This is a genomic window from Paenibacillus sp. EPM92 (assembly GCF_016586185.1).
Taxonomy (GTDB): domain Bacteria; phylum Bacillota; class Bacilli; order Paenibacillales; family NBRC-103111; genus Paenibacillus_G; species Paenibacillus_G validus.
The window spans coordinates 1-21,405 of the sequence record NZ_BCPS01000036.1; the positions used below are offsets into that span (position 1 = coordinate 1).

Annotated in this window: 20 protein-coding genes; 17 read left to right on the top strand and 3 right to left on the bottom strand. The window is 54.5% G+C overall.

Annotated features, from left to right (window positions below; translation table 11 throughout):
• Positions 1 to 127: 127 nt before the first annotated feature.
• The 10 genes from JMF85_RS06700 (at position 128) to folE (ending at position 8,773) form a co-directional block, all read left to right on the top strand.
• A complete protein-coding gene (locus JMF85_RS06700) occupies positions 128 to 2,266 on the top strand; it encodes a sensor histidine kinase (RefSeq protein ID WP_201317947.1) in 2,139 nt (712 codons plus the stop codon).
• 1 nt (position 2,267) lies between these two features.
• A complete protein-coding gene (locus tag JMF85_RS06705) occupies positions 2,268 to 2,996 on the top strand; it encodes a response regulator transcription factor (protein WP_201317948.1) in 729 nt (242 codons plus the stop codon).
• Between the two features lie 285 nt (positions 2,997 to 3,281).
• Positions 3,282 to 3,719 carry a GNAT family N-acetyltransferase gene (locus JMF85_RS06710; protein ID WP_201317949.1) on the top strand — a complete coding sequence of 146 codons (438 nt, stop codon included), beginning with the start codon at positions 3,282 to 3,284 and terminating at the stop codon, positions 3,717 to 3,719.
• A gap of 201 nt (positions 3,720 to 3,920) precedes the next feature.
• Positions 3,921 to 4,472 carry a DUF402 domain-containing protein gene (locus tag JMF85_RS06715; protein ID WP_201317950.1) on the top strand — a complete coding sequence of 184 codons (552 nt, stop codon included), beginning with the start codon at positions 3,921 to 3,923 and terminating at the stop codon, positions 4,470 to 4,472.
• 1 nt (position 4,473) lies between these two features.
• On the top strand, positions 4,474 to 5,070 hold the full coding sequence (lepB, locus tag JMF85_RS06720; RefSeq protein ID WP_164751912.1) for a signal peptidase I: 597 nt from the start codon (positions 4,474 to 4,476) through the stop codon (positions 5,068 to 5,070).
• Positions 5,070 to 6,278: a tRNA epoxyqueuosine(34) reductase QueG gene (gene queG, locus JMF85_RS06725; RefSeq protein ID WP_127609013.1), complete on the top strand. Its 1,209-nt coding sequence runs from the start codon at positions 5,070 to 5,072 to the stop codon at positions 6,276 to 6,278. Before lepB ends, queG begins: the two co-directional genes overlap by 1 nt.
• Positions 6,256 to 6,783 (top strand): methylated-DNA--[protein]-cysteine S-methyltransferase, encoded by a 528-nt coding sequence (locus JMF85_RS06730; RefSeq protein WP_305781542.1) that lies wholly within the window; start codon positions 6,256 to 6,258, stop codon positions 6,781 to 6,783. The genes queG and JMF85_RS06730 overlap by 23 nt, the downstream gene beginning before the upstream one ends.
• Entirely contained in the window at positions 6,780 to 7,808 is a 1,029-nt protein-coding gene (locus JMF85_RS06735; RefSeq protein ID WP_054798402.1) for an HD-GYP domain-containing protein, read from the top strand. Before JMF85_RS06730 ends, JMF85_RS06735 begins: the two co-directional genes overlap by 4 nt.
• 84 nt (positions 7,809 to 7,892) lie before the next feature.
• Positions 7,893 to 8,105: a YneF family protein gene (locus JMF85_RS06740; protein WP_127609014.1), complete on the top strand. Its 213-nt coding sequence runs from the start codon at positions 7,893 to 7,895 to the stop codon at positions 8,103 to 8,105.
• Positions 8,106 to 8,182: 77 nt separating this feature from the next.
• Entirely contained in the window at positions 8,183 to 8,773 is a 591-nt protein-coding gene (gene folE, locus JMF85_RS06745; RefSeq protein ID WP_127609015.1) for a GTP cyclohydrolase I FolE, read from the top strand.
• Between the two features lie 68 nt (positions 8,774 to 8,841).
• On the opposite strand, the gene JMF85_RS06750 is transcribed toward folE, so the two are convergent.
• A complete protein-coding gene (locus tag JMF85_RS06750) occupies positions 8,842 to 10,098 on the bottom strand; it encodes a Fe-Mn family superoxide dismutase (RefSeq protein ID WP_201317951.1) in 1,257 nt (418 codons plus the stop codon).
• Between the two features lie 108 nt (positions 10,099 to 10,206).
• On the bottom strand, positions 10,207 to 11,238 hold the full coding sequence (locus tag JMF85_RS06755) for an alpha/beta hydrolase (RefSeq protein WP_230876357.1): 1,032 nt from the start codon (positions 11,236 to 11,238) through the stop codon (positions 10,207 to 10,209).
• Positions 11,239 to 11,481: 243 nt separating this feature from the next.
• Between JMF85_RS06755 and JMF85_RS06760 the strand changes: the two genes are divergently transcribed.
• Positions 11,482 to 12,225: an IclR family transcriptional regulator gene (locus tag JMF85_RS06760; protein WP_054798460.1), complete on the top strand. Its 744-nt coding sequence runs from the start codon at positions 11,482 to 11,484 to the stop codon at positions 12,223 to 12,225.
• A gap of 101 nt (positions 12,226 to 12,326) precedes the next feature.
• On the opposite strand, the gene acnA is transcribed toward JMF85_RS06760, so the two are convergent.
• The gene (gene acnA, locus JMF85_RS06765; protein ID WP_201317952.1) at positions 12,327 to 15,032 is read right to left on the bottom strand and encodes an aconitate hydratase AcnA; all 2,706 of its coding nucleotides are present in this window, start codon (positions 15,030 to 15,032) and stop codon (positions 12,327 to 12,329) included.
• A gap of 246 nt (positions 15,033 to 15,278) precedes the next feature.
• On the opposite strand from acnA, the gene JMF85_RS06770 reads away from it, so the two are divergent.
• From JMF85_RS06770 to JMF85_RS06795, 6 genes are all read left to right on the top strand, one after another.
• The gene (locus tag JMF85_RS06770; protein ID WP_201317953.1) at positions 15,279 to 16,301 is read left to right on the top strand and encodes an amidase domain-containing protein; all 1,023 of its coding nucleotides are present in this window, start codon (positions 15,279 to 15,281) and stop codon (positions 16,299 to 16,301) included.
• A gap of 128 nt (positions 16,302 to 16,429) precedes the next feature.
• Positions 16,430 to 17,566 (top strand): D-alanine--D-alanine ligase, encoded by a 1,137-nt coding sequence (locus tag JMF85_RS06775; RefSeq protein WP_127609019.1) that lies wholly within the window; start codon positions 16,430 to 16,432, stop codon positions 17,564 to 17,566.
• 80 nt (positions 17,567 to 17,646) lie between these two features.
• Positions 17,647 to 17,970, top strand: coding sequence for a hypothetical protein (locus JMF85_RS06780; RefSeq protein WP_054798461.1), 324 nt, complete (start codon positions 17,647 to 17,649; stop codon positions 17,968 to 17,970).
• A 102-nt stretch (positions 17,971 to 18,072) separates the two neighbouring features.
• Positions 18,073 to 19,071, top strand: a complete 999-nt coding sequence (gene uvsE / locus JMF85_RS06785) for a UV DNA damage repair endonuclease UvsE (protein WP_155615725.1) — start codon at positions 18,073 to 18,075, stop codon at positions 19,069 to 19,071.
• A 113-nt stretch (positions 19,072 to 19,184) separates the two neighbouring features.
• Positions 19,185 to 19,952, top strand: coding sequence for an enoyl-ACP reductase FabI (gene fabI, locus JMF85_RS06790; protein ID WP_054798462.1), 768 nt, complete (start codon positions 19,185 to 19,187; stop codon positions 19,950 to 19,952).
• Between the two features lie 175 nt (positions 19,953 to 20,127).
• On the top strand, positions 20,128 to 20,985 hold the full coding sequence (locus tag JMF85_RS06795; RefSeq protein ID WP_127609022.1) for an inositol monophosphatase family protein: 858 nt from the start codon (positions 20,128 to 20,130) through the stop codon (positions 20,983 to 20,985).
• The last annotated feature ends 420 nt before the right edge of the window (positions 20,986 to 21,405 follow it).

Here is a 21,405-nt window from a genome sequence, read left to right on the forward strand (position 1 = left end):
CGCGAGTTGTCTTGCGTTTCGGCGTTTTTTTGAATTTTAAGTGTTCAACTTCAACCTATGCGAAAAATTAAGGTTATAATAAGAGGAAAAACTTGCCAAGATTATGCGGCGAAGGACGTTATAACGTATGCGAGCTATCGCTTTCCTCTTTTCGTTTATCCTCACATCGCTTCTATTCGCGGTCCCGGCGTTTGCAGCGGAACAGGCTTCCAGAGATGCTGCCGTCACGGATGCCGCGAGCTGGTCCTTTCACGATCAGGACGTGTACACGCTGGACGGGCCGTGGACGTTCTATTGGAGGCAGCTGCTGGAGCCCCGCGATTTTGCGGATCAGGCGGCGAACCGGGCCTCAGCTGCTGCGCCCTCATCCGCAACCGTGAAGCTCCCTCATATATGGGGCACCAGCACGGGAGAAGGCTCCGGCCGAGGGGGGAGACAAGCCGCTCCCGATAGACAAGGTTATGCGACTTACCGGCTTCTTCTCCAGTTAAATGATGCGGAGCGCGATACCGTCAAGGCGCTCTATGTACCGGCGGCGGCCTCGGCGTACAAACTTTGGATCAACGGGGAGCTGAAGGCGCAGAGCGGCGAGGTGGGCACGCAGCGCGAGACGATGAAACCCAAAAATTACGCCCGGGTCATCTACTTCCAGGCTCTGGGCGGCAGCAACGAGATTGTCATTCAAGTGTCGAATTTCGTGCAGCGTAAAGGGGGGCTTTGGACCAGCCTTTATATCGGCAGTCCGGAAGCCATCACTTATAAACGTGAGTTTAATCTTGTTTCCCAGCTTGTTATTTCGATCGTGCTGCTGACCTTGGGCGGGTATCATTTGGCGCTTTTCCTTCTGCGGAAGCTCGATCACCTCAGCTTGCTTATTAGTCTGGTCTGCGTGCTGCTCGCTATACGTTCGATGCTGCTCGGGGACACCCTGCTCGTTCGACTTTTCCCGGACATCCCGTGGGAGCTGGCGGTGAAGGCCGAGTATTTGGCGCCCTATATCGGCATACCGATCTTCGCCCTGTTCGTTAACTTGCTGTACCCGCAGGATATGCTGCGCCGGTTGACACAATGGATCGTGGCAGTCGGATTTGCGTTTGCGCTGGTCGTGCTCTTGTTTCCGGCGCGGGTGTTTACGTATACGATGGTGTCGTTTCAAGTATACAGCGTGCTTGTGTTCACTTATTTGCTGGTTGTTTTCTTCAGAGCGGCGTATCGGCGGCGGGAGGGCGCACTGCTGAACGGTTTGGCTTCCATCGTCATGTTTTTGGCCGTTTTGAACGACATCCTGTACTATAACGCCGTGCTCCATTCTATCGACTTCGCGCCGTACGGCGTCGTCGTGTTCATTTTCGTGCAGACGTTGATCGTTGCGTTAAAATTTTCAAACGCTTATTATAAAGTGGAAAAGGTGTCCGGCGAATTATTGTCGCTAAATGCGACGCTGGAAGACCGAATCAAGGTACGGACACAGGAGCTCGAAAGAAGCTATGAAAAACTGAAGGAAGCAAACGGCCATTTGAAGCAGGCCGAATCGTCGAGGCAGCGGCTGCTCGCGAACATCTCCCATGAGCTGGGAACGCCGATGACTGCGGTGCAGGGGTATTTGAAAGCGATGCTGGACGGGATTATCCGAACGGATGAGCGTCATTATTTACAGATGATTTACGATAAAGTGGTGCTTGTCAGCCGGCTGGTGCAGGATTTGTTCGATTTGTCGAAGCTGGAAGCGGGCAAGGCCAAGTTTCATTTTACTTATGTGACGGTGGAGGACCTGTTCCTTGAATATTTCGGCAGATACAGGCTGGATGTGGAGAACAGGGGTCTGCGATTTGAACTGGTCCCGCCTGAGAGCGGAGAGTCGCCAGCCGTGCCCATCGTGTCGATCGATCCGTTTCGAATCCAACAGGTAACCGGCAACATGATTTATAACGCATTGAAATTTACACCGGAGGGCGGTTCGGTCAGCATTCGAGGGGAGCTTGCGGCAAACCCCGGCGACCCGGCCAAGGGCGAATTGATCGTCTCCATCGTGGACAGCGGCGTCGGCATTGAGCCGTCTGTGTTGCTCCACGTGTTCGACCGGTTTGTGAAAGGCTCGGGGGAACAGACCGGGAGGGCGGGCGAAGGATCAGGACTGGGCCTTGCCATTGCCAAAGAAATCGTAAACATTCATGGCGGTAAGGTCGAAGCGGACAGCAAGCTGAATGAGGGATCGACATTCCGCTTTACGCTGCCGGTTGAATTTTTGCATATGGAGGTGGGCTGACGTGTCGGGTCATCGTATTTTGCTTGTGGAGGACGACAAGGAAATTAGCGGACTGATTCAATTGTACTTGAGTTCTCACGGGTACGAGGTGCAGTCGGCAAGAGACGGCATCGAAGGACTGAAGCAATTCGAGATGACGGCACCGGACTTGGTCATGCTGGATATCGGGCTGCCGGGGATGAACGGCTTGGAAATATGCGAGAATATCCGGAAGGTATCCAATGTGCCGATTTTGTTTATTAGCTGCAACACGGAGAATGAGGACATTATTCATGGCTTAGGACTAGGGGCGGACGATTATATTACGAAGCCGTTCGATCCGAAAGTGATGGTGGCCCGCGTGGAAGCGAACTTGCGGCGGGCGCCGATTTTTCATCGGGTGGCCGTACCGGCTCGCGGCGATTTCCGTAAGCTTTCGTTCGGCGGGCTGGAGATCGACATGTCCAATTATACGGTGCGCTTGAACGGGAATCCGGTGAGCATATCAACCAAGGAAATGCAAATTTTGTTGTTCCTGGTCCAGCACCCCGACCGTGTGTTTACGGCTGAAGACCTGTATCGTCACGTGTGGGGGGCCGAGAGCTATTCCGATACGCGTACCGTGGTCGTACACATCAGCAGCCTGCGCAAAAAAATCGAAGCGAACCCGTCCGACCCGGTATTCATACAAAATATCCGCGGGTACGGCTATAAATTCAATTCGCAGCCGAACCCCGGCGAGAGCCTGTAACGCGGGATGCGGTGTATAAGATCAGTCTCCCGTCTGCAGAGGAGACTATTTTTTGCGTGATCATCCCCGGCGGTATTGCACACGGAAGAAGAAAATAAGCTGCAGTATATGACAATAATTGGACACAATTGATCATAATTCCTTAAAAACGCTTTCTATTAAGCGCTTTCAAGAGTATTTGTAAAAAAACTTAAGAAAATGAAGGTTTTTTTAATTTTCAGAAGGATTTTTGCATTATTTGTCGTAATTTATAAGGTACCATTTGAATGGTAGGGAGAGTGCAGCATGCTTGTTACTTCGTATCAGGTTCGTTCGTTTCAACTTTCGGATTCTGTTGCTGTCACGGAATTATTCAGGGATGTGATGTCGGATGATTGTTACGATGAGACGATGGCGGCTTTCGCCAGGCAATTGTCCTGGGATAGCGAGCTCATCCTCGTTGCCGAAGAAGAACAGAAGATCGTCGGCGTTATTGTCGGAACGATTGATAAACAGCAAGCCTACTATTACCGAATCGCCGTCGGGCAAGAGTATCAGCGCCGCGGCATCGGGCAAGCGTTGATCGAGGCGCTCCGCCAGCGTTTTGTCGGGCGCAAGGTGCACCGCATTATGGTTACGGTCGACGTACATAATGAAGTGGTGCTGCCGGTGTACGAGAAAGCCGGTTACGGTTCGGACGACTTCTCCAGAAACCTGCATCGGTTAAGTATCGTGAACGGTTAAGAAAGAATTCTCTTTTTATATGGTAAACAAGCATGACACGAGGCGCCAGCCTTCGCGGTTGTGCTTTTTTTGTGCCTCGCGGGGCTGTACTCTTGAAAGCCGTCCTGCATACGTTTATGCTAGTAGCAAGAGACGGAGCATGGCCTTGGACCGCCCCCAAGCGCCTGCCGGCCGATACCGAAGGCAGAAGGGTTAGACCTCATGGAAACTTTTCCTACTTATATCATCAAAAGTTTTAAACATGACGGGCATCTGCATCGGATGTGGCTTGAAAACTGGCGGGTGCCCGAACGGCTGCTGCATCATGGCCACCGGGAGCAAGGGATGTACGTGCTGATCAACAGCCAGACGAAAATTGTCGAAGCCGACGGCAAAGAATGGGTCAGCCGCATTCCGGGCGTTTCGTTCTTCGTCCCGGGCGAATGGTTTAACATTGTGGCTTTAATGGAAGAGCGGGGGATACGCTATTATTGCAATATCGCCTCGCCTCCTTACGTGAACGGACGCGTAATTACGTACATCGATTACGACTTGGACGTAATTCGTTTGCCCGCGGGCGACATCCATGTGGTCGATCAAGAGGAATACGAGCGTCATAAACAAATGTATCATTATTCGGCTATCGTCGATACGAAGGTGAAGCAGGGGCTTCACGATTTACTCGCACGCGTGCGGGGAGGCGAGCCGCCTTTTCAAGACGATCTGGTCAACATGTATTACCAGAAATGGCTGGAACGGAGATCGGAGGGGTAGGATGCGGCTGTTTCCAACCAAGAAGGTCGACGTTTTGATGTCGGACGAGTCAGCGGAGACTCATACGGGTCAAGGATGGCCGCGCGAAATGTGGGAATGGTTCAAAATGATGGCCGTCGCTCTCATTCTCGTTGTGCTCGTTCACCAGTATTTGTTTCATGTCTCCGCTGTCAGAGGCAATTCGATGCAGCCTACGCTCGAAGAAGGGGAATGGCTGTTTATTAATAAAACGCTTCGCTATGCGGGTTCGCTCCAGCGAGGGGACATCGTCGTGCTGCGGGAACCGGCCGATGCGGAGGAAGGGCCAACGTATCTCGTCAAGCGGGTGGTGGCCGTTGCGGGAGATGAAGTGCATATTCGGCGCGGTAAACTGTATGTGAACGGCAAGGAGGCGGATGAGCCTTATACCGAGACCTCCATCCAGGACGGCCGGTTTGAACCGCTGACTGTTGCGGATGGTTACGTGTTCGTGATGGGCGACAACCGCCGCCGTTATGCCAGCAACGATAGCCGCAGCTTCGGCGCCGTTCCGTTATCGCTTGTCGAAGGGCGGGCGGAATGGATCGTTTGGCCGATTCGGCAATGGAGGAATTTGTAATGGGAACGGAAACGACCCGGACGGACGTTATCAATTGGGCGCTTCTGAAAGAAGAGCTGCGGAACGAGGCTTCGCGGCTCGGCGTGGATCGGATCGGGTTCGCGAGCGCAGAACCGTTCGAGGAATTAAAGACGATATTGGTGCAGCATCGGCAGAAGGGGTACGAGTCCGGCTTCGAGGAACCCGACTTGGACAAGCGCGTCAATCCGGCGTTATCGCTCGAAGCGCCGCGCTCGATCGTTTCGATTGCGGTTGCCTACCCTTCGAAGCTGAAGTCGCCTCCGCGCTCAGAGCCGGGCGCCTATCGGGGCATGTTATCCCGCTCGGCATGGGGGCTTGATTATCACCATGTGCTGCGCAGCCGCCTTGAGCGCATCGAGGCGTGGCTGAAGGAACGTGTGCCGGGTGCCCGGACGGTCAGTATGGTCGATACCGGGGCGTTGGTCGACCGGGCGGTCGCTGAACGGGCGGGCATCGGTTGGGTCGGTAAAAATTGCTCGGTTATCACGCCGGACTGGGGCTCCTGGGTGTATTTGGGCGAGCTCGTCACCAATATCCCGTTCCCGCCGGACGTACCGGTGACTGAATCCTGCGGCGACTGCACGATCTGCATCGACGCATGTCCCACGGGAGCGCTCGTCGGACCGGGACAGCTGAACGCGCAGCGCTGCATCTCCTTCGTCACACAGACGAAAGGTCTGATTGAAGACGATGAGATGAAACGAAAAATCGGCAATCGCTTATACGGCTGCGATACGTGCCAGATCGTATGCCCGAAAAATAAAGGCATCCATGCCGACCATCATCCGGAGATGACCCCGGATCCGGAGCAGGTCAAACCGCTGCTGAAATCGCTGTTGTTTTTGTCCAACCGCGAGTTCAAGGAACGCTTCGGCAGCAGTGCGGCCTCTTGGCGGGGAAAGAAGCCGATTCAACGCAACGCCGTGCTGGCGCTTGGCAATTTCCGCGATGCAAGCAGCGTACCGGAGCTGGCTCAGCTGCTGCAGCGGGACGAGCGGCCGGAGATTCGCGGCTCGGCCGCCTGGTCGCTAGGGCGCATCGGTGGTCCTGCGGCACAGGTGGCGCTGGAGGAAGCGTCGCGGCATGAGCAGGATGAGGCCGTTCTCCGGGAGATCGGCAAGGCGCTGGCCCGTGAGAGGGTGGAAGGAGCAGGTGAAGCAGCGTATGATGACAACCATCGGATATGAAGAAATCGAATCTCCGATCGGCCGGCTCACCTTAGGCTGGAGCGGCGCTTTATGCCAGATCGAGTTCGGGGCGTTCGAGCCGAACCGGTCGAAGCTGGAGGCGTGGTCGTCCCGCTGGTTCGGAAAGACGCGTTGGGAACGAAATCCGTCATTGTTAAAGGAAGCGGCAGCTCAGCTGGACGCCTATTTTTCAGGAAAGCTGCAGCGCTTCACGATTCCGCTGGATTTGCGCGGGACTCCGTTCCAACGCCAGGTGTGGCAGGCGCTGCAATCGATCCCGTATGCGCAGGTTTGCGCGTATAAGGACATCGCCGAACGGATCGGAGCGCCCAAAGCCGTCCGGGCGGTTGGCGGCGCGAACAACCGCAATCCGGTGCCGATTATTGTGCCGTGTCATCGCGTTATCGGCGCATCCGGTTCCATGGTCGGTTATGGCGGAGGACTGGACATCAAGACGTACCTGCTGCGGCACGAGGGCTATCGCTTGGAAGGAGCGGCATTATGAGATATGTGCATATAGATAATGTGGAGTCAGGTCAGTATTTGGGGAAGACGATCTTCTCGGCGAACGGGGCTGTGCTGCTTTCCGAAAGCGTACAGTTGACCGTATACATGATCACCACGCTGAAGAGAATCGGCGTCACGATGGTCTATGTGAAAGACAAGCAGTTTGAAGACATCGAAATTCCGGAGATCATTTCGGAGGAAACGAAACGGGCCGTCATGCAGCGGATGGGCGAAACGTTCGATTCGATTCGTTCCGGCAAAGATTTCAACACCAAATATTTGTACCAAAGCGTCGATCCTTTGCTCGAAGAAATCATGGCGAATAAAGAGGTGCTTGTGCAGCTCTCGGATATTCGGACGAAAGACAATGACATGTATATACATGCCGTTAATGTATGTATGATGTCCGTGCTCATCGGCATCAATATGGGGTTGTCCACCGTTCAACTGCGAGAGATGGCCATCGGGGCGCTGCTGCACGACGTCGGTAAGCTGGAGCTTATCACCGAGGATGAAGCGGCCGATCCGCGCAAGCACCACTCGTGGCGGGGCTTCGAAGTGTTGAAGCATAAGCGGGAGCTGAGCTTGTTGATCGCGCATGTGGCCTTTCAGCATCATGAGACGATCGACGGCGAAGGGATGCCGCGCCGGCTGAGCGGAGATGAAATTCATCTGTACGCCAAGATTGTGGCGGTGGCCAATACCTACGACAACCTGCTGTTCGATTTAACGGAAGGGCGCCGTATGCTGCCGCACGACGCCTGCGAGCGGATGATGGCGTTCGCCGGGAAGAAGCTGGACCATGAAGCGGTCGTCCACTTCCTGCGTACAGTGTCCGTCTACCCGACCGGTACGTCGGTACGGCTGTCGACGAAAGAGACGGGTGTCGTGGTCGGCCAGCATCGCGGGTTGCCGGGGCGTCCCATCGTACGGGTGGTCAAGAACGTGTCGGATGAGCTTGAGGTGAAGGAAGTGGACCTGGCGAAGCATACGACGGTATTCATCGAAGGCGTACAAATGTGAGGTCCAGATGTCATTTGTCACCCGAAGCGGGACATGTTATGATGAAGTGATGACATTCAACAACGCCTGAGGTGAGAAGAAATCATGTGGTACGCGATTACGGCCGTTGTCGCCTTGATTGCAGGCGGAGCGGCGGGCTTTTTCATCGGTGTATCCTATTTGCGCAAGCAGTTGGAGAAAATGCAGAGCGATCCTGCCATGCTGCAGCAGATGGCCAAACAAATGGGGTACAACCTCGATAAGAAGCAAATGCAAAAAATGCAGCAAATGATGAAAAATCAAAAGTTTCGTCCCTAGTTTGAGCCCCAAGGACGATCGTGCGGGCATTCTCCCTTGAACCCCGCAGCTGGCGGACGAAGAAGGAGGAGTATGCGATGCCGGCTAAAGAATACAAAAACGGTCGGGTTGCCGACAACCGGGAGCAAATCGAACATCATATTCGAGAAATTTTACGTTTGATCGGCGAGGACGTAGACCGCGAAGGGCTGCTGGATACCCCGGCAAGGGTAACCCGGATGTATGAAGAAATTTTTGCAGGTTACGATGCCGACACGAGAGAAATATTGGGCGTTGCGTTCGACGAGAAGCACGAAGAGCTGGTCATTGTAAAAGATATCGTGTATTACAGTCAATGCGAACACCATATGGCGCCTTTTTTCGGCAAAGTACACATCGGTTATATCCCGAGCGGTAAAATTGCGGGCCTAAGCAAATTCGCCCGGCTCGTCGAGGCCGTGACCCGGCGTTTGCAAGTACAGGAACGCATTACGTCCGAGATTGCGGACATCATCGTAGACGTGCTGGAGCCGCACGGCTGCATGGTCGTTGTCGAAGGCGAGCATCTGTGCATGTGCGCCCGCGGCGTCAAGAAGCCGGGCAGCAAGACGGTTACGTCGGCCGTACGCGGTTTGTTCCGGACCGATGCGCCGGCGCGCGCGGAGTTTTTAGCGCTCATTAAGGACTAGTAAGCATACCCGAATGATGCAAGGCTTTACAAGCGCTATCCCGCTTGTAAGGCCTTTTTGCTTGAGCGTCAAGTCGGGGGCCATTGCAGCGTGCTTGCGGCGGCGAAGCGGTCGTTCACATGCTGCCAATTCACGGTGTTCCACCACGCCTCGATGTATTTGGCGCGCTCGTTCTGGTATTTGAGGTAATACGCATGCTCCCATACGTCGAGCGGCAGGAGCGGAATCACATCCCATTGCGACAGGTTCTGATGCTTCTCCGCTTGCAAAATCTCCAACCGGTGGCTGCGCGGGCTCCAGACAAGGATCGCCCAACCGCCGCCTTCCACTTTATCTGCCGCGGCACTGAACTGCTTCTGGAAGGCTTCGAAGCTGCCGAACGACTTTTTGATTTCGGCAGCGATCGGGCCGGTCGCTTTGCCGCCCCCGCCGGGCTTCATGACATTCCAGAAAATGGTGTGCAAGTAATGGCCGGCGCCGTTAAAGGCGAGCTCTCGTTCCCAATGCTTCACTAATGCGAAGTCTCCGGACTCACGGGCGCGGGCCAGCATCTTCTCCGCTGTGTTCAATCCATCCACGTAACTCTTATGATGCTTGTCGTGATGCAGCCTCATGGTTTCGGCGTCGATATAAGGCTCCAGGGCATTGTAAGCGTAAGGCAAGGGAGGCAGCTTATGTCCGCCGATCGGCACCGGCTTCTGGGAACCGGTTGGCCGGAGGCCCATCGACCATGCTCCTTCTTGCGTTGCCGGCTCCCCGGCGCCAGGCTCGTCGAAGAGCTCTCTGTGCCCGGCGGCCGGAAGAAGGTCGGCCTGCTCCTCGGCCGCTGGCCGCTGCAGCGGCTGGAGCGTAGTCCCGTAGTCCCCGTAATCGTCATGCGGCGGCAAGCTCCAGCCGGAGTGCGGCAAGTACTGAACGGCCTGCAGGACGCCGAGAAAATATTCGGATTCCCGAATAATATGCATGACAACCGTGCGAACGACCGGATCCGCTTTGACCGGCGCGCTCTTGTCGAGCAGCAGGAACAACTGCTGGACGAATGCCTGGGATTGCGCTGCAGACGTCTGCAGCAGCTCGTTTACTTTCGCATCCGTATAGGGCGGGATGTGCGCCGGGCTGCGGATGATCGCTTCGATCCACTGACCTGCGGCGGCTTCCGTCCGGGCGAATACGCTTTCCCATTGTTCAAGCAGCTGGATATAGGGCGGCTCCAGCGTGGGCACAAGTTCGCGAATGACGACGGTGTGCTCCTTCTCTTGCATTTTCCAGAAACGGATCTCCTCCAGCACCCGCAAAGGCATAAGAGCCCCGTATACATACAGCATAAACAAAAAACCTCCTCGGATATGCCTCGTCGCTCCATCGTTCATAGACGAACGGAGGGCTTCGAGACTATTGTATTCGAGGAGGCTTGTGCGTTATGTTAAACAGCATTACCGGGAAGTGCCGAATTTGATCGGGTCGGCGGGCGCCGTCGACAACGACTTCAGGAAGCCGGTCGTCATTTGCAAATATGTTTTCTTATGAGCCCGATAGATCAATTCATGTCCGTCGTCCTCAAGCAGCCACAAGGACGAACCGGAATCCGCGCGCTGCTTGGTGAAGATGCCCTGGATCATTTCGTAGGGCGCCCTGACGTCTTTCTTGCTGTGGATGAAGAAGATCGGAATCGAATAGGCGGTTTCTTTGACCTTCTGATACGGAATTTGATTCAAGCTGACGCCGTTGATGATAGGAAAAAACATATGCACGAGCGATTGAGAAATTTTCGGCACATTAGCGGCTTGTTTCATATTGTGGTACAACGTTTCCGGCTCCAGCACGAACGTGCTGTCCAGGATCATGCCGTCGATATCTTTGGATTGCAGAGAAGCTTGCAGAGCCGTTCCGGCACCCATGGAGAATCCCCATATGTACACACGTTCGGCTCCCCGGTCTTTCGCATACTTTACGGCGCCAAGCAGCTCCTGCGATTCGCGCAGTCCGCCGGTGACGTTCCATTGAGGCTGCACGTACCCGTAATCGAACATCAGGACGCTATAGCCGAGCCGATGCGCTGCCTTGGCCAGGTCATAGAGGGGGACCCATATTTCTTCGCGGTTCCCGCCGTAGCCATGAGAGAAGACGATGGTTTGCCGCTGGATATCGGTGCCGGCCAGACGGCTGACCGCAGGTATATACCAGCCGGAAAGCTCTGACGATTCGTTCAGGCTGGGGAACGTGACGTCTTCGTACGACGCGCCGAACGCCGCAGAAGGATTGGAGCTGAGCGGGTCGATATGCGGTCGCGCCAGCGTCCAAGCGATATAAGCATGAAACGCCATGCCTAGGCTGAACAACAGCAGTAGAACGGATAAGAGCGCAAGAAGCCAGCCTTTGCGGCGGCGGATATATGGCAATGATTTGGAAGCGATTTCAACACTGCCGGAATTTAGAGGTACCGGTGTGAAAGAGTCGGGTTTCAAGAGGTTCCCCCCCATTTCTCGGAGATGACTGTTAGCAAAGCTGACAGGGATGGGCTGCGTAACCGGAGCTCCATACTTATATTTTTATATTAAGCTGGAGGCGTACATGTCGTCAATATTGCGCGAAAAATGTTAACATTCTGTAATCTTGCTGTAATAGAAAGAACCCAGTAGGAAAATATAAAAAGATGGAGTATAATAGATTTCAACTAGTGAAACCGGTTTTCGGGGAGTGGGAAATGGATGGAAGATGGTAAATTAACGGTTCGCGCTGTAGAACGTGCGTTAGATATATTGCTTTGTTTTACCCAAGCGGAGGATTTAAGCCTAACGGAGATCGCCGGTCGGGTCGGGCTGCATAAAAGCACCGTGCATCGGCTGCTTGCCTCCCTGGAGGGGAAAGGCTTCGTTATCCGCGACCCCGCCTCCGAGCGGTATCGGCTCGGCTTCAGCATTTGGGAGCTGTCGGCGAATTTGACGCATAGCGACGACCCTGCGCTCATCCTGTTGCCGGAGATGGAGCGGCTTCGCGACCAGATCGGCGAGACGGTCAGCTTGTATGTCCGCGACGGCATGGAGCGTGTGCGTGTGCAGGCCGTGCAGAGCAATCAGGCGATCCGCCGTGTCGCGCCGATCGGAGCCCGCCTGCCGCTGTACGTCGGCGCGTCGAGCAAGATTCTCGTCGCCTTCGCCGAAAGCGACGAGCAGCAGGCGCTGCTGCGCCATCCGACATGGCCGCCTGCCGCGGCCTCCGAGTCGTATTTGCAGCAGCTGAGCGAAGTGCGCACACTCGGCTACGCCACGAGTGTGGAGGAGCGCGAGCCCGGCGCCGCCGCCGTATCCGCGCCAATCTTCGACCGCGCCCAGCGGCTGGTCGCCGCGCTGGCCGTATCCGGCCCCTCCAACCGGTTGACGGTGGAGAAGATGAAGGAGCAGGCGCCGCTTCTGATGGAAACCGCCCGGCGGATGGGGAAGATGCTGAAGTAACTTGCGATAGCTTTCTGGCAGGGATCGGAGCTCACGGCTCTATCCGTATAAATAATAAAGAGGCAGCCCATCGGGCTGCCTCTTTATTTGCTAATGTCGTTTTACGCCATGATCTGACGCAAGACGGTTTGCAGGATACCGCCGTTGCGGTAGTATTCCACGTCCACGTAGCTGTCCAGACGAGCAAGCGTCTCGAAGCTGAACGTTGTACCGTCTTCACGCGTAGCGTTGACAGTTACTTTCTGACCCGGCTGCACATCGTTGGAGAGGCCCACGATGTCGAACGTTTCACGGCCGGTGATGCCAAGCGATTTCCAGCTTTGGCCTTCGACGAATTGCAGCGGCAGCACGCCCATACCGACGAGGTTGGAGCGGTGAATCCGCTCAAAGCTTTCGGCGATAACGGCTTTGATGCCCAAGAGGAACGTACCTTTAGCCGCCCAGTCGCGGGAGGAGCCGGTGCCGTACTCTTTGCCTGCAATAACGACAAGGTTCGTGCCTTGCTCTTGGTATTTCATGGAAGCATCGTAGATCGACATGACTTCGCCTGTCGGCAAGTAAGTCGTTACGCCGCCCTCGGTGCCCGGAGCCACTTGGTTCCGAATCCGGATGTTCGCGAACGTACCGCGCATCATCACTTCATGGTTACCGCGGCGGGAGCCGTACGAGTTGAAGTCTTCTTTCTTCACGCCGTGCTCGAGCAGGTATTTACCTGCCGGGCTGTCGACCTTGATGTTACCGGCCGGCGAGATGTGGTCCGTCGTAACGGAGTCGCCCATCAGCGCCAACGTTTTCGCGCCGCGGATATCGGCAATGTCGCTCAGCTCGGAGCTGAGATTCGTGAAGAACGGCGGGTTGGCGATGTACGTGGACTCATCCCAGGAGTACAGGTCGCCTTCCGGCACTTCGATCGCGTTGAAGCGCGGGTTGGAACGGAATACATCCGCATATTTTGCACGATACATCTCAGGGCTCATCGCGGATTTGATCGCTTCCTGAATTTCTTGCGAAGACGGCCAGATGTCTTTCAGGTAAACCGGCTCGTTCTTCTGATCGTAACCGATCGGCTCGTTCGCCAAGTCGATATTGACCGTACCGGCGATTGCGTAGGCAACGACGAGCGGCGGCGAAGCCAGGTAGTTGGCTTTCACTTGCGCGTGAACGCGGCCTTCAAAGTTCCGGTTACCGGACAATACGGCGGCTACCGTCATATCGTTGTCGGAGATCGCTTTGCTGACTTCGTCCGGAAGCGGACCGGAGTTCCCGATGCAAGTCGCGCAGCCGTAACCGGCAACGTGGAAGCCGAGCGCTTCGAGCGGCTCGATCAAGCCCGCTTTGGTCAGGTACTCGGTGACAACCAAGGAGCCAGGCGTCAAGCTGCTTTTGACGTAGCCCGGTTTACGCAAACCAAGGGCTACCGCTTTCTTCGCAACGAGGCCGGCGCCGATCATTACGCTTGGGTTCGATGTATTGGTACAGGACGTGATAGCCGCAATGACGACGGCGCCTGTGCCCATTTTGCTGACTTCGCCGTTCGGATGAGGTACCTCGACGACTTCGCTGATTTTCTCGTCCGACAGGCCGTATCCGCCTTTGTCGATCGGTGTGCGGATGATGCTGTTGAACGATTCTTTCATGTTCGTCAATTCGACGCGGTCTTGCGGACGTTTCGGACCGGCAAGGCTCGGTACGACGGAAGCGAGATCAAGCTCGATCACGTCGCTGAAAACCGGATCCGGCGTTGCGTCCGTGCGGAACATGCCTTGCGCTTTATAGTAAGCTTCGACCAATGCGATTTGGTTCTCGTCGCGGCCTGTGCTTCTCAAGTAGTTCAAGGATTCGGCGTCAACCGGGAAGAAACCGATGGTTGCGCCGTATTCCGGTGCCATGTTCGCAACGGTTGCGCGGTCGGCCAGGCTGATGTTGGACAAACCAGGGCCGTAGAACTCGACGAACTTGCCGACAACGCCTTTCTTGCGGAGCATTTGCGTGACGGTCAACGCAAGGTCGGTCGCCGTAGCGCCTTCTGCGAGTGTACCCGTCAATTTGAATCCGATAACTTCAGGCGTTATGAAGTACAGAGGTTGTCCGAGCATGCCGGCTTCGGCTTCGATACCGCCGACGCCCCAACCTACGACACCAATGCCGTTGATCATCGTCGTATGTGAGTCTGTACCGACCAGGGAATCCGGATAAACGAACGTTTCGCCGTCAACCGTTTTGGTAGCGGCTACGGATGCCAAGTACTCCAAGTTGACTTGGTGAACGATCCCCGTATCCGGCGGAACCGCACGGAAGTTGTCGAACGCCGTTTGCGCCCAACGCAGGAAACGGTAGCGTTCTTCATTGCGCTCGAACTCGATTTTTTCGTTGAATTCCAAAGCGTCTTTCGAACCGAAAGCATCAACCATAACGGAGTGGTCGATAACGAGATCTACCGGTACAAGCGGATTGATTCGTTTCGGGTCTCCGCCTGCGCGCTTCATTGTATCTCTCATAGCCGCAAGGTCAACGACAACCGGTACGCCTGTAAAGTCCTGAAGCACGATACGTGCGGGAATGAACGGGATTTCTTTGTTGGCGTCGCGCTCCACGGCCCAGTTTGCGATTTGTTTAACGTGCTCGGACGTAATCGCTTTTCCGTCTAATTGACGAATAGCCGCTTCGAGAAGCACTTTAATGGAGAAAGGCAGGTTATTGATCTTGCCGTGGCCCTGCTCTTCAAACGCCGGCAAGCTGTAGTAGTTGTACGTTTGGCTGCCTACGTTCAGCTGCTTGCGGACCGAGTATTGGTCTTTGTTAGACATGATGGCATTTCCTCCTTAAATCATCTTTAATAAAGCTGCGTGCGCTAAGTTTCACGTTATGAAACTTAATTTCACAAATTAGCCTTGCTTACAGTATACATGCTGCGGCCCCTCTTCGTAAAGGTTGTTTTGAATCATTTTTGCTTGTTTCGAGGCATACGATGGGAATGAATGCTTACTTTCGGGTTCAACGATCATACGCTCGCCTTATCAAGTCTCTTCTATTAGGAAAGGGGTTTGGAAACCATGTCTTGGAGAACGACCCTTTATGAATATGTACATCACCGGAATCAAATGGAACTTGATTATTCCGTCGACCCGCTGCTTCCCTTCGTGCAGGACACCGCCTTCCTGCAACGGCAGCATATACAGCTGACCCGGCGCGCGGAAAGCGACCGCGACCGCAAGCTCGTTCCGGTTAAATGCGAGACGCGGCTCGTGATCGACCGGGTTTCGGAGCAGCCCGAGCACACGGTTGCGGAAGTGACGCTGAAGCGAACACAGTTCGGGCGAATCCGGGAAACCGTTCATGAAGAGCGTCGTATCGAGAAGGAGCGCCTCATCCTGCTCGCCGATTCGGACGGCTGGTCGATCTCCAGGATCGAAGCTTTGCGGACGGAGCAGGCTCTCCGTCTTCGTCCTGCGGCCCCTGGCGCGTGGCTTGAGGCCGAAGACGACGGCTCGTCCTTCGACTACATGCGCGCGCCTTCCGTTCCGTTTCTGAATCGCGATATGATCCCCGAATGGCCTAACGCCGTAGCGCGGGCCGTATATAATCGATATGCGGCGGCCTTTTATGCCGATTTATGGTGGGACAAAGAGAATCCCGCTTTTTTGACGTTTGAAGTCGACTGCACCAATTATGTGTCTCAATGCCTCTTTGCAGGCGGAGCGCCTATGAACTATACTGGTAAAAGGGATTCGGGCTGGTGGTACAAAGGCCGTGCCGGCGGACAAGAGCTGTGGAGTTTCAGCTGGTCCGTCGCCAACAGCTTGCCTTTTTATTTGCTGACGAGCAGACGCGGTCTGCGCGGGCAAGAGGTTTTTGCTCCGCAGGACCTCGACATCGGCGATTGCATCAGCTATGACTGGGACGGCAACGGCCGATTCCAGCACAGCACCGTCGTCACGGCTAAGGACGCGAACGGCATGCCGCTCGTCAACGCCCATACGATAAGCAGCAAGCACCGGTATTGGAGCTACACCGATTCCCATGCATGGACGGAACGAACGCGATATCGCTTCATCCATATTGCCGATTCGTTGTAGCCTTTGGAGACGAGACGTCCTACCTAGGTTTCGCTTTTATGCCGATGACCATGCAAATTATTTATATTGAAACCCGTCATGATGGTTCCACTTACATCATTATTTAAAGATGCGATCCGGAGGTTCTTATGAGCGACAAAATTCGAGTAGGCTTAATTTATGGGGGGAAATCGGGAGAGCATGAGGTATCCTTGCAAACCGCCCTTGCCGTCATCAAGGCGTTCGACCTGAATAAATATGAGGTCACCCCCTTTTACATAACGAAAACCGGCGAATGGCGCGCCGGGACGCAACTAACGGGGCCGGTGGAAACGGTGCAGGCGCTTACGTTCGACGGTCCCTCCGCATCGACCGGCGCTTTTGCGCTCCAGCCGATTTTCGGTTCGATTCAGCAGGCGCAAACCCGAACAACAGCGGCGACGGATACGGCCGGCCAAGCGGGTAAACCGTTCGATGTCATTTTCCCGCTGCTTCATGGCACATTCGGCGAGGACGGCACGATTCAAGGATTGCTCGAAATGGCCAATATCGCCTATGTAGGAACCGGGGTGCTTGCTTCTTCCGTCGGTATGGACAAAGTGATGATGAAGCGTGTATTCGCGCAAGAGGGCTTGCCGCAGTGTGTGTTCCGTCATTTCACTAAGACGCAATGGGAGAAAGATAACGCCTTCTTCCTCATGGAGATCGAAGTGTCCATCGGGTACCCTTGCTTCGTGAAGCCGGCCAACCTGGGATCGAGCGTCGGGATCAGCAAGGCGCGTACGCGCGAAGAGCTGATTGAAGCGGTCAACCTGGCGTTCCTTTACGACCGTAAAGTTATCGTAGAGGAGTTCATCAACGCCCGTGAAGTTGAGGTGGCGGTGCTCGGCAATGACGAACCGCAGGCTTCCGTCGTAGGAGAGATCGTATCCTCGAACGAATTTTATGATTATAAAGCCAAGTATATCGACGGCAAATCGTCGATGATTATTCCTGCCGAAATTCCACGGGAGACGTCGGACCAAATTCGCGAGCTGGCCATTCGCGCGTTCCTTTCCGTTGACGGTTCCGGTTTGTCGCGGGTCGACTTTTTCCTGCGCAAAGAAGATGGCGCGGTGTTCATTAATGAAATTAATACGATGCCAGGCTTTACCCCTTACAGTATGTACCCGCTCTTGTGGCGGGAAAGCGGCAAGCCGTACGGCGAACTGCTGGACGATTTGATTCAGCTGGCGCTTCAGCGCCATGCCGACAAGCAGCGTCTTCAGTATTCGTTTGACGTCTAATTCCTCCGCACTTGCTTTCTGCCGAAAGCATCCATTATGCTTAGGCTACATGCAGGTATTAGGGCGAAAGGAGCGGGCTAATGGGTTTTCAAACCGAGTTCAATTCCGTATGCAAGTTCAAATCGGAGCAGGAACTGTACGAACTTCTGGAATACGGCCGAGGTAAAATGGTCAAAAGCGGCTTCCGCGTCTTTCCGACCGGCCAGAAGGTCATCGCGTATACGCCGGATAACCGGGCGATTGCCATTGTGAAGATCTTGGCCTCGATTGCGGAAATCAACTTTCAAGGCGAAGAAGTGACGCAAGTGGAGATGGAGCTTGTGCGCAAGCTGAACGATGAGGAAGCTCGCGTGCAGACGGCGCTCGCGCACGAAATGTTTTTCGGCTCCAGAGAGCAAGGATAACTTTGGGAAACACCTCTTACCGGATCGGTAAAGGGGTGTTTAGTTTTTTTAACGCGGGCAACGTTGGGTAAGCTATATTTCAAACAGGAGCGTGATACTGGCATGTTAGTGCGTCTCGGCTATGTCGCCATGTCGGTGGCCGTCAAGAATGCCTCCCCGTCCAAAACGATGACCTACGCCAACTTCTCCAAACTGGATGATCGCGCAGCCGCCTTGCGCAAGCTGGAACGCATTGCCGGAGAGAACATTCAAAATACGCTGCGGTTGCTAAAGCATAACAGGGCTCACGATATCGAGATGTACCGGTGCTCCTCCAAGCTCATTCCCCTGATTGGTCATGAGGAGCTCGGCGATTGGGACCCGATCGGTCGTCTTGCCGATAATTTCGCGGAAGTCGGCCGTTATGCGATTCGGCATGGAATGCGGATCAGTTTTCATCCGGATCACTTTACCGTGCTCAGTACGCCGCGCAAAGACGTGCTGCAAAAATCTTACGCCGATCTGGAGCGCCACGTACAAGTCTTGGAAGCGATGGGACTGGACGCCTCTGCTAAATGCAACATTCATATCGGCGGCACCTACGGCAGCAAAGAAACAGCCGGGGGCCGTTTTATTCAAAATTTCGCCGCCATGTCCGAACGGATTCGCGAAAGAATTACGCTTGAGAACGACGACAAGACCTTCAATGCGCTTGAAACCTTGGAGATTGCCGAAGCCGTTGGGGTGCCGATGGTGCTGGACATCCACCACGATCAAGTGAATCCTTGCGGCCAAGAGGCGAAGTCGCTGTGGCCGCGGATCAGGCAGACCTGGAGCGGCTGCAAAGCCCAGCGCGATCCCGATTCGGCAGCTGAGCCTGAGGAGCTGCCCCCGAAGGTTCACATCTCCAGTCCGAGAAGCGAGACAGATCCGCGCGGCCATGCCGACTATATCGAAACTCCGGTACTGCTCGCTTTCCTCCGCGCCGTGGCCCCGGTCACGCCGCGCCTCGATGTTATGCTGGAAGCGAAAATGAAAGACGACGCCCTGATGCAGCTCATGATTGCGGTGCGGGACGAGCCTGACGTAACCATTCGTACGCAAGCCTCGTTTGAGCTTTAGCGGCAGCATTTTCCGACAAAAAGCGCTCTTGAAATCTTAGCTGAAATGAAGTACTTTGAGTAGGAAGAACGAGTACGAGCTTTATTTTTGGTGTAGAGAGGGGAACGGAATTTATGAGTTTGGTTGCAGGGAAAAACATCGTCGTCATGGGAGTCGCCAACGACCGCAGCATCGCATGGGCCATTGCCCAGTCCTTAGCCGCCCAAGGGGCAAATTTAGTGTTTACATATGAAAATGAACGGGTGGAGGAACGGGTACGCAAGCTGGCGGATACGATTCCGAACGCCGTCATCATGCCTTGCAACGTCACCGTCGACGAAGATATCGACCGGCTGGCCGAGTCGCTGCGCGGCCAATTCGGCGTGCTGCACGGTATTGTACATAGCATCGCTTTTGCCAAAACGGAAGAACTGGAAGGCCTGTTCGTAGGCACGTCGCGTGAAGGCTTCGCACTGGCTCACGATATCAGCGCCTATTCGCTCGTAGCCGTCGCTCAAAGGCTTCATCCTCTGATGACCGAAGGTGGCAGTATTATGACCATGACGTACCTCGGCGCGGAGCGCGCGATGAAAAATTACAACGTCATGGGCGTAGCCAAAGCGGCTCTTGAAGCCAGCGTACGTTATTTGGCCAACGACCTCGGCCAGTTCAACATTCGCGTCAATGCGATTTCCGCCGGACCGATTCGGACGCTGGCAGCCAAGGGCATTAAGGATTTCAATTCCATCCTGCGTACCGTCGAGGAGAAAGCTCCGCTGCGCCGTACGACCGATGTGGCGGAAGTCGGAGATACCGCGTTGTTCTTGATGAGTCATCTGTCCCGCGGCATTACGGGCGAAGTGATTTATGTGGACAGCGGTTATCATATTGTTGGCGTATAACCACCGATCAAGAACATGACAACCATCCGTAGCGAGTGACGTCCCGGGTGGTTTTTTCCATTTGGACACAATTCCTTAACGTTTAGGCGAAACGACGTAGCCTTTTGAACGTATTTTCTCTATACTGTACATATTAGCTTGGGCTACCCAACGAATTGCAAAGGAATGATGGTTCATGCCGAATCAGGATACGACGTTCACCGTCGGAAGTAAAAGCTTTACCGCGGTAGCGATTAATACCGCCTCCAAGACCGGAGAATGGATTCAAAGCAAACTCGGCGATTTCAACACCTTACATACAAAGTACTCTCCGCATGATCTTGTGACGGAAGTGGATAAGGGCGCGGAGTTGATGATTCGGAAGTTGATTCATACGCATTTTCCAAGCCACGCTATATTGGGCGAGGAGGGCGTCGAACCCGGGCCGGAGGCGTCCAAAGCGGCGCTGGCCCAAGTAAGCGACGAGGAGTATTTGTGGATCATCGATCCGCTGGATGGTACGACGAATTTCGTACACGGCTTCCCGTTCTTCTCCGTATCTATCGCGCTTGCTTATCGTGGCGAGGTTATTGTGGGCGTGGTGTATAACCCGGTGCACAACGAGCTCTTTGTTGCGGAGAAGGGGAAGGGCGCTTATCTTCGCGGTAAAAGAATGCATGTTTCGTCAGAGACCGCGCTTCGCGATAGCTTGATTGCAACAGGCTTCCCGGCCGATCGCAAAGTCGCACTGGCCCACAACTTGAAGGGCGTTCAAGCCGTCAGCCCTTATGTACGCAATCTTCGTGTTGCGGGCTCGGCTGCGCTGCATATGGCTTATGTGGCGGCGGGTAGACTCAGCGGCTTCTGGGAAATCGGCCTGAATGCATGGGATATGGCTGCCGGAGCGCTGCTGATTCAGGAGTCCGGGGGGCGTGTGACGGATACGCTCGGCAACCCGTATCACTTGGGAGTCAGACATGTTCTAGCTACGAACGGACATATTCATGAGGAATTGGCTCATCATCTAGGAACCGCAGAGGCGACGGGATTATAGTTGAAAAAGGTAGGGAGGCCTTCGGGCCTCCCATTTTCTTGAACCGTTTTCTTCCCGGAAGGGGACCCGTCGGAGCCTTGTGTATCTCGATTCATTGATTTAAAAATCCGAGGGAGTAAGTGTTGCAATTGTTAATGGAGTGTGATATATTGTTCTTCCGGCCGATTGACCGGCAGGCGAAAACAGTCGATATGATGTCGATTGAGAAAAGTTTTTTAAAAAAAAGACTTGCAATCGCCTGAATGGATATGATATATTATAAAGGTCGCTTTTGACGAGTTTGTAAAAACAAGTCGAAAAAACGACGGAAGGTTGACTATTGTCGAACTTCAAAATTGCCCTTTGAAAACTGAACATCGAGTGAGTGCTTTAAATAAGAGATAGCGATATCTCAGCTAGCTTCAACAATGAGCAAGTCAG

Excerpts from the sequence above, each read along its gene's own strand:
- JMF85_RS06750 (WP_201317951.1), bottom strand. The coding sequence starts at position 10,098 with ATGCTGTATGTATACGGGGCTCTTATGCCTTTGCGGGTGCTGGAGGAG.
- lepB (WP_164751912.1), top strand. The coding sequence starts at position 4,474 with ATGCGGCTGTTTCCAACCAAGAAGGTCGACGTTTTGATGTCGGACGAG.
- JMF85_RS06770 (WP_201317953.1), top strand. The coding sequence starts at position 15,279 with ATGTCTTGGAGAACGACCCTTTATGAATATGTACATCACCGGAATCAA.
- folE (WP_127609015.1), top strand. The coding sequence starts at position 8,183 with ATGCCGGCTAAAGAATACAAAAACGGTCGGGTTGCCGACAACCGGGAG.
- acnA (WP_201317952.1), bottom strand. The coding sequence starts at position 15,032 with ATGTCTAACAAAGACCAATACTCGGTCCGCAAGCAGCTGAACGTAGGC.
- JMF85_RS06710 (WP_201317949.1), top strand. The coding sequence starts at position 3,282 with ATGCTTGTTACTTCGTATCAGGTTCGTTCGTTTCAACTTTCGGATTCT.
- JMF85_RS06735 (WP_054798402.1), top strand. The coding sequence starts at position 6,780 with ATGAGATATGTGCATATAGATAATGTGGAGTCAGGTCAGTATTTGGGG.
- fabI (WP_054798462.1), top strand. The coding sequence starts at position 19,185 with ATGAGTTTGGTTGCAGGGAAAAACATCGTCGTCATGGGAGTCGCCAAC.
- JMF85_RS06715 (WP_201317950.1), top strand. The coding sequence starts at position 3,921 with ATGGAAACTTTTCCTACTTATATCATCAAAAGTTTTAAACATGACGGG.
- JMF85_RS06760 (WP_054798460.1), top strand. The coding sequence starts at position 11,482 with ATGGAAGATGGTAAATTAACGGTTCGCGCTGTAGAACGTGCGTTAGAT.
- JMF85_RS06780 (WP_054798461.1), top strand. The coding sequence starts at position 17,647 with ATGGGTTTTCAAACCGAGTTCAATTCCGTATGCAAGTTCAAATCGGAG.
- queG (WP_127609013.1), top strand. The coding sequence starts at position 5,070 with ATGGGAACGGAAACGACCCGGACGGACGTTATCAATTGGGCGCTTCTG.
- uvsE (WP_155615725.1), top strand. The coding sequence starts at position 18,073 with ATGTTAGTGCGTCTCGGCTATGTCGCCATGTCGGTGGCCGTCAAGAAT.
- JMF85_RS06740 (WP_127609014.1), top strand. The coding sequence starts at position 7,893 with ATGTGGTACGCGATTACGGCCGTTGTCGCCTTGATTGCAGGCGGAGCG.
- JMF85_RS06700 (WP_201317947.1), top strand. The coding sequence starts at position 128 with ATGCGAGCTATCGCTTTCCTCTTTTCGTTTATCCTCACATCGCTTCTA.
- JMF85_RS06730 (WP_305781542.1), top strand. The coding sequence starts at position 6,256 with ATGATGACAACCATCGGATATGAAGAAATCGAATCTCCGATCGGCCGG.
- JMF85_RS06775 (WP_127609019.1), top strand. The coding sequence starts at position 16,430 with ATGAGCGACAAAATTCGAGTAGGCTTAATTTATGGGGGGAAATCGGGA.
- JMF85_RS06795 (WP_127609022.1), top strand. The coding sequence starts at position 20,128 with ATGCCGAATCAGGATACGACGTTCACCGTCGGAAGTAAAAGCTTTACC.